Annotated in this window: 5 protein-coding genes; 1 reads left to right on the top strand and 4 read right to left on the bottom strand. The window is 54.2% G+C overall.

Translation table 11 applies throughout. From position 1 onward, the window contains the following. Positions 1 to 100: 100 nt before the first annotated feature. From hemG to pepQ, 4 genes are read right to left on the bottom strand one after another with little or no spacing between them, the layout of a single operon-like run. Positions 101 to 646, bottom strand: coding sequence for a menaquinone-dependent protoporphyrinogen IX dehydrogenase (gene hemG / locus OGW17_RS04225; protein ID WP_047459942.1), 546 nt, complete (start codon positions 644 to 646; stop codon positions 101 to 103). A gap of 11 nt (positions 647 to 657) precedes the next feature. After that, positions 658 to 2,109 carry a Trk system potassium transporter TrkH gene (trkH, locus tag OGW17_RS04220; protein WP_012131195.1) on the bottom strand — a complete coding sequence of 484 codons (1,452 nt, stop codon included), beginning with the start codon at positions 2,107 to 2,109 and terminating at the stop codon, positions 658 to 660. A 37-nt stretch (positions 2,110 to 2,146) separates the two neighbouring features. Next, positions 2,147 to 2,761, bottom strand: coding sequence for an IMPACT family protein (locus OGW17_RS04215; RefSeq protein ID WP_012131194.1), 615 nt, complete (start codon positions 2,759 to 2,761; stop codon positions 2,147 to 2,149). Further along, entirely contained in the window at positions 2,761 to 4,092 is a 1,332-nt protein-coding gene (gene pepQ, locus OGW17_RS04210; RefSeq protein WP_012131193.1) for a Xaa-Pro dipeptidase, read from the bottom strand. The genes OGW17_RS04215 and pepQ overlap by 1 nt, the downstream gene beginning before the upstream one ends. A gap of 188 nt (positions 4,093 to 4,280) precedes the next feature. On the opposite strand from pepQ, the gene fadB reads away from it, so the two are divergent. Beyond that, positions 4,281 to 6,470 carry a fatty acid oxidation complex subunit alpha FadB gene (gene fadB / locus OGW17_RS04205; RefSeq protein WP_071258148.1) on the top strand — a complete coding sequence of 730 codons (2,190 nt, stop codon included), beginning with the start codon at positions 4,281 to 4,283 and terminating at the stop codon, positions 6,468 to 6,470. Positions 6,471 to 6,478 lie beyond the last annotated feature (8 nt).

Below are 6,478 nucleotides of genomic sequence, written 5' to 3'. Positions count from 1 at the left end.
TTGTTCCGTGTCAGTGGAGGCGCATTATAGGGAGTTATTCCGGCCTGACAAGGGGAAATTTAAAATTATTTTCCGACTGCGTGTTTTTTATTCTTTACGTTTATTTTGCCAACGATTTGTTGGTTAATTGGGCGATGTCGCGGGCAAAATTCGCCACTTGTTCCCAGTCGGTATAGACCACTTCTTTACTCGTATCCGTTTCACCGCCAGACATCTTCATAATGAGCTTAATCATCAGACGGTCATACCAGCGGTAACGAGGGTAACGAAGCGCGCCAGCAATAACGGCGCAAAGATCGGGTCGCCACTGCGAACTCATCAGAAACTTGCGCGCGTAGCTGTTGGTCTGCGGTGTGCGCTTTTCAGGTTTACGCGCGACCAGGTTAACGGAATAAAACGCACTCGGCATCGCGTTCAGGCGCGTAGCGTGCTTCTTCACAAACTCCTGGAAAGCGGCATGGTAATGGCCATAACGAATAGAGGCGCCAATCACCACGCGATCGTAACTTTGCCAGTCCAGCTCTTCAGTGCGATGGAGATTAATCACATCCGCCCAGATCCCCAGTTCCTTTAATTCCGAGGCCAGATAAGAAGCTATCTCGCGCGTTTGTCCGTCCCGGGTAGAAAAAAGAATCAATGTTTTCACGTGTTACTCCATTATTCACGCCAGAAGGTAGGGGTAAAAAGTACCAGCAAAGTAAAGACTTCAAGACGACCAAATAACATATTGGCGATCAGAATCCATTTCGCAACAGGGTTCATGCTGGCAAAGTTGTCCGCAACCACACCTAACCCTGGCCCCAGGTTGTTAAGGGTCGCCACAACGGAGGCAAACGCGGAAAAGTCATCCACGCCAGTCGCGATAATGGCCAGCATACTGACAATAAAGACTAAGGCATAAGCAGAAAAGAATCCCCATACCGCTTCGAGGATACGTTCCGGCAGCGCACGGTGCCCCAGTTTTATACTGTAAACCGCATTCGGATGGACCAGACGCTTCAGTTCACGGTTCCCCTGTTTGAACAGCAGCAGGATGCGGATCACCTTCAGCCCGCCGCCCGTTGACCCCGCACAGCCGCCGATAAACGCAGAGCATAACAGCAGCACCGGCAGAAAGAGCGGCCAGCGGGCGATGCTGTCGGTGGTAAACCCGGCGGTTGTCGCCATTGATACGACCTGAAAGAACGCCTGGTTGAGCGTGGTCAGCGCCGAGTTATAGATATCGTGGAACCACAGCACCAGCGTACAGATCACCACCAGCGTCAACTGAACGCCAATGAACATGCGAAATTCAGGGTCACGCCAGTAAACTTTCAGGCTGCGCCCGCTTAATAAAGAGAAGTGCAGACCGTAGTTACAGCCAGAGATCAGCAAGAAGATAGCCATGATGCTGTTAATGGTCGGGCTATCGAAATAACCGACGCTGGCATCGTGCGTAGAGAAACCGCCAATGGCGATAGTAGAAAAACTGTGCCCAATGGCGTCAAACGCGGGCATTCCGGCGAACCATAGCGCCAGCGCGCAGGCCACCGTCAGTAACACATAAATCAGCCATAGCGTCTTTGCCGTTTCCGCAATACGCGGGCGCATTTTATTGTCTTTCAGCGGCCCCGGCATTTCTGCGCGGTAGAGCTGCATCCCCCCGACGCCGAGGATAGGAAGAATCGCCACCGCCAGCACAATGATCCCCATCCCGCCAAACCATTGCAGCATCTGGCGGTAAAAGAGAATCGCGTGCGGTAAAGAGTCCAGCCCCACCAGCGTCGTCGCGCCCGTTGTCGTTAAGCCGGAGAATGATTCAAAAAAGGCATCGGTAATGGTGAGGTTCGGGCTTTCAGAGAAGATAAACGGCAACGCCCCCACGCTTCCCAGTACGGTCCAGAACAGCACCACAATGAGAAACCCTTCGCGGGATTTAAGCTCGCCTTTCTCCCGGCGGTTGGGCCACCACAGCAGAGAGCCGATCACCAGTGCGACAAAGAATGTCTGCGTGAATGCCCGCCCCGCCCCATCACGGTAGATCAACGCAACCAGTCCAGGGAGGATCATTGTTCCCGAAAATAAAATGACCAACAGTCCAACGATTCGGGTAATGGCGCGAAAATGCATCTCTGCCGCTTCCTTTGTTCTTCAAAATGAGGTGGGATTATTCTTCAATCGCTAACAATTGCAATGAACCACGGCTAAAATCCGCCAGCCTTGCTGAAAATTCATCCACATTTGCATAAGGAAGCGCCACCCTGAGCCGAACGAATGCCTGATAATCGCTGGTAACGATTTGACCGGCAAACTGCCCTAATAATGCTTCTATTCCGGCCAGTTGGCCGTACTCACACTGCAAAGTATATTCGGTTAACGGCGTCTTGCGCTGCGTCGTTAACTGACGCAACGCCTGATTCACACCGCCGCCGTAGGCTTTTACCAGCCCACCGGTGCCGAGCAGAATACCGCCATAGTAACGCACCACAACAGCGGTGATCTCGCCAACGCCGCTGCCCATTAGCTGGGCAAGCATCGGTTTGCCCGCCGTTCCCGCCGGTTCGCCATCATCAGAAAATCCCAGCTGTTGTGAATCATCCGGCGCGCCCGCCACCCATGCCACGCAATGATGACGCGCATCTGGATGCGCCGCTCTGACAGCATCAACAAAGGCTTTCGCCGCTTCAACACCGTCCGTGTGGGCGAGCAGCGTAATGAAGCGGCTTTTTTTGATCTCTTCCTCGACAGTGACCGGCGCCGCAGGGATTAACCAGCTGTCCATCACGCCAGTTTCAAATCCCGCGTCATATTTTCAACACCGTTTTCGTGAATCACCACGTTGTCTTCAATACGAATGCCGCCGAACGGTTTCAGCGCTTCAATTTTCTGCCAGTTGAAGTGCTTGCTGAATTGCCCCTCGCGCCACGGCGCCAACAGCGATTCGATAAAGTAGATCCCCGGCTCAATGGTCAACACCATGCGCGGTTGCAGCACGCGGGTGCAGCGCAGATAAGGGTATTTCGACGGCGCGGCCAGATGCGTCCCGGTATCGTCCTGCATAAAGCCTGCAACATCATGAACCTGAAGACCCAGTTGATGACCAATACCGTGCGGCATAAACGGCCCGGTGAGATTGTTCTCGACCATCGCTTCTTCGCTGATATCGGTGACAATCTGATGCTTACGCAGCAATTTCGCGATGCGTTGATGGAACTGAATGTGATAATCCACGTAGCTGACGCCCGCTTTCATGGTCGCAATCAGCGCCAGCTGTTCGTCATTCACATCTTTGATTAACTGAGCGTAATCGGTGTCATTGTTTGCCGCCCAGGTACGCGTCAGGTCTGCGGCATAACCGTTATATTCCGCCCCGGCATCCAGCAGGAAGCTGCGCATTTCAGACGGCGCGCGATGATCCAGTTTGGTGTAATGAAGAACCGAAGCGTGCTCGTTGAGCGCCACGATATTGCTATAAGGCACATCGGTGTCACGGTGGCCGGTCGCGGTCAGGTAAGCCAGGTTAATGTCGAACTCACTCATACCGGAACGGAACGCTTCTTCTGCTGCGCGATGGCCGTTCACCGCTGTTTTCTGCGCTTCACGCATACAGGCCAGTTCGTAATCCGTTTTGTACGCACGGTAGTAATGCAGGTAATCGATCACTCCTTTCGGGTTGATGTTGCTGGCGGCGATATCCAGTTGCAACGCCCGCTCCGGCACCGGACCGATGTAACCGATATTACCGCGCGCGGCAGGGAGCTGGCTGCCAATACCGTCGGCTTTCGGCAGGGCAATCACCTCTACCTCTTCGGTCCAGAACGACGTGGGCAGCGGCTCAACGTTGTGCCAGTAATCTACCGGCAGGTAGAACCACAGTTTGGGTTTATTCACGCCATCGACCAGCAACCAGCAATTTGGAACCTGTGTGACCGGTACCCAGGCTTTAAACTGCGGGTTAACTTTAAACGGATAGGGATGGTCGTCGAGGAAGACGTTGATAAGCTCGCCGGAGTGAATAAGTAGCGCATCCAGCTTAAAACGCGCCAGTGCGTCACGCGTCCGTTCTTGTAAGGTAACGATATGATTTTTATAGAGTGCGGCCAGTGATTCCATTTTCTACCCTTCTGTTTTTTTGACCTCGAATCTCCGCATCTTAGCACATCGCTCCGGGAGAGCGTGATTTCTGCCGAGCGTGATCGCATCGGCATTTTTTTAATCTCTCATTTGCATTTTTTTAACACAAAATACACACTCGCTTCATCTGGTATGACCAGATCACCTTGCGGATTCAGGAGACTGACATGCTTTACAAAGGCGACACCCTGTACCTCGACTGGCTGGAAGATGGCATCGCCGAACTGGTGTTCGATGCCCCAGGATCGGTCAATAAACTCGACACTGCGACCGTCGCCAGCCTCGGCCAGGCGCTGGACGTGCTGGAAAAGCAAACAGATTTAAAAGGGCTGCTGCTGCGCTCTAACAAAGCAGCCTTTATTGTCGGTGCTGATATCACCGAATTCCTTTCGCTGTTCCTTGTTCCTGAAGAACAGTTAAGCCAGTGGCTGCACTTTGCCAATAGCGTCTTTAATCGCCTCGAAGATTTACCGGTGCCAACGCTTTCCGCTATCAACGGCTATGCGCTGGGCGGCGGCTGCGAGTGCGTACTGGCAACCGATTATCGTCTGGTGACGCCGGATCTGCGCATTGGCCTGCCGGAAACGAAGCTGGGCATCATGCCGGGCTTTGGCGGTTCTGTCCGTATGCCGCGTATGCTGGGCGCTGACAGCGCGCTGGAAATTATTGCTGCCGGGAAAGACATCGGCGCTGAGCAGGCGCTGAAAATCGGCCTGGTTGACGGTGTCGTGAAACCGGAAAAACTGCTTGATGGCGCAATAGCGGTATTACGTCAGGCGATTGACGGCTCACTGGACTGGAAAGCCAAACGCCAGCCGAAGCTGGAACCGTTGAAGCTCAGTAAAATTGAAGCGGCAATGAGCTTTACCATCGCCAAAGGCATGGTGGCGCAGACGGCCGGGAAGCATTACCCCGCCCCGATGACCGCCGTGAAAACGATCGAAGCCGCCGCACGCTTTGGCCGTGAAGAAGCCCTGAATCTGGAAAATAAAAGCTTTGTCCCGCTGGCGCATACCAATGAAGCCCGCGCGCTGGTCGGTATCTTCCTCAACGATCAGTTCGTGAAAGGTAAAGCGAAAAAACTGACCAAAGACGTTGAAACACCGAAGCAGGCAGCCGTACTGGGCGCAGGTATTATGGGCGGCGGCATCGCTTACCAGTCAGCCTGGAAAGGCGTGCCGGTGATCATGAAAGATATCAACGACAAATCCCTGACGCTGGGCATGACCGAAGCGGCGAAACTGCTGAATAAGCAGCTGGAACGCGGCAGGATCGACGGCCTGAAACTGGCGGGCGTGATTTCAACGATTCACCCAACGCTGAACTACGCCGGTTTTGATCGCGTTGATGTAGTGGTCGAAGCGGTAGTGGAAAACCCGAAAGTGAAGAAAGCGGTACTGGCGGAGACTGAAGACAACGTCCGCCCGGATACCGTGCTGGCGTCAAATACGTCCACCATTCCAATTAGTGAACTGGCAAGCGCGCTGAAGCGCCCGGAAAACTTCTGCGGCATGCACTTCTTTAACCCGGTACACCGGATGCCGCTGGTTGAAATCATTCGCGGCGAGAAAAGCTCGGATGAAACCATCGCTAAAGTCGTCGCCTGGGCCAGCAAAATGGGCAAAACGCCGATTGTGGTCAACGACTGCCCCGGCTTCTTTGTTAACCGCGTACTGTTCCCGTATTTCGCTGGTTTCAGCCAGCTACTGCGCGACGGCGCCGATTTCCGCAAAGTCGACAAAGTGATGGAGAAACAGTTTGGCTGGCCGATGGGCCCGGCTTATCTGCTGGATGTGGTCGGGATTGATACCGCGCATCATGCGCAGGCAGTCATGGCGGCCGGTTTCCCACAGCGTATGCAGAAAGATTATCGTGATGCCATCGACGCGCTGTTTGACGCCAGCCGCTATGGTCAGAAAAACGGTCTCGGCTTCTGGCGCTATAAAGAAGACAGCAAAGGCAAGCCGAAGAAAGAAGAAGATGCGGCCGTGGACAGCCTGCTGGCAGAGGTCAGCCAGCCGAAGCGCGACTTCAGCGACGAAGAGATTATCGCCCGCATGATGATTCCGATGGTTAACGAAGTGGTGCGCTGTCTGGAAGAAGGCATCATCGCCAGTCCGGCAGAAGCGGATATGGCGCTGGTTTACGGTCTGGGCTTCCCTCCGTTCCACGGCGGCGCGTTCCGCTGGCTGGATACGCTCGGCAGCGCAAAATATCTCGATATGGCGCAGCAGTATCAGCACCTCGGCCCACTCTATGAAGTGCCGGAAGGTCTGCGTAACAAAGCGCGCCATAACGAACCGTACTATCCCCCGGTTGAGCCAGCCCGCCCGGTTGGCGACCTGAAAACGGCTTAAGGAGTCAC

This window comes from Citrobacter sp. CK181 (assembly GCF_030333595.1).
GTDB lineage: Bacteria > Pseudomonadota > Gammaproteobacteria > Enterobacterales > Enterobacteriaceae > Citrobacter_B > Citrobacter_B koseri.
The sequence above is the reverse complement of the archived record's forward strand: the minus strand, read 5'-3'. Positions and strand labels throughout refer to the sequence as shown.

Bases quoted from the DNA above. Each gene is read 5' to 3' on its own strand.
- trkH (WP_012131195.1), bottom strand. From the start codon at position 2,109: ATGCATTTTCGCGCCATTACCCGAATCGTTGGACTGTTGGTCATTTTA.
- pepQ (WP_012131193.1), bottom strand. From the start codon at position 4,092: ATGGAATCACTGGCCGCACTCTATAAAAATCATATCGTTACCTTACAA.
- fadB (WP_071258148.1), top strand. From the start codon at position 4,281: ATGCTTTACAAAGGCGACACCCTGTACCTCGACTGGCTGGAAGATGGC.
- OGW17_RS04215 (WP_012131194.1), bottom strand. From the start codon at position 2,761: ATGGACAGCTGGTTAATCCCTGCGGCGCCGGTCACTGTCGAGGAAGAG.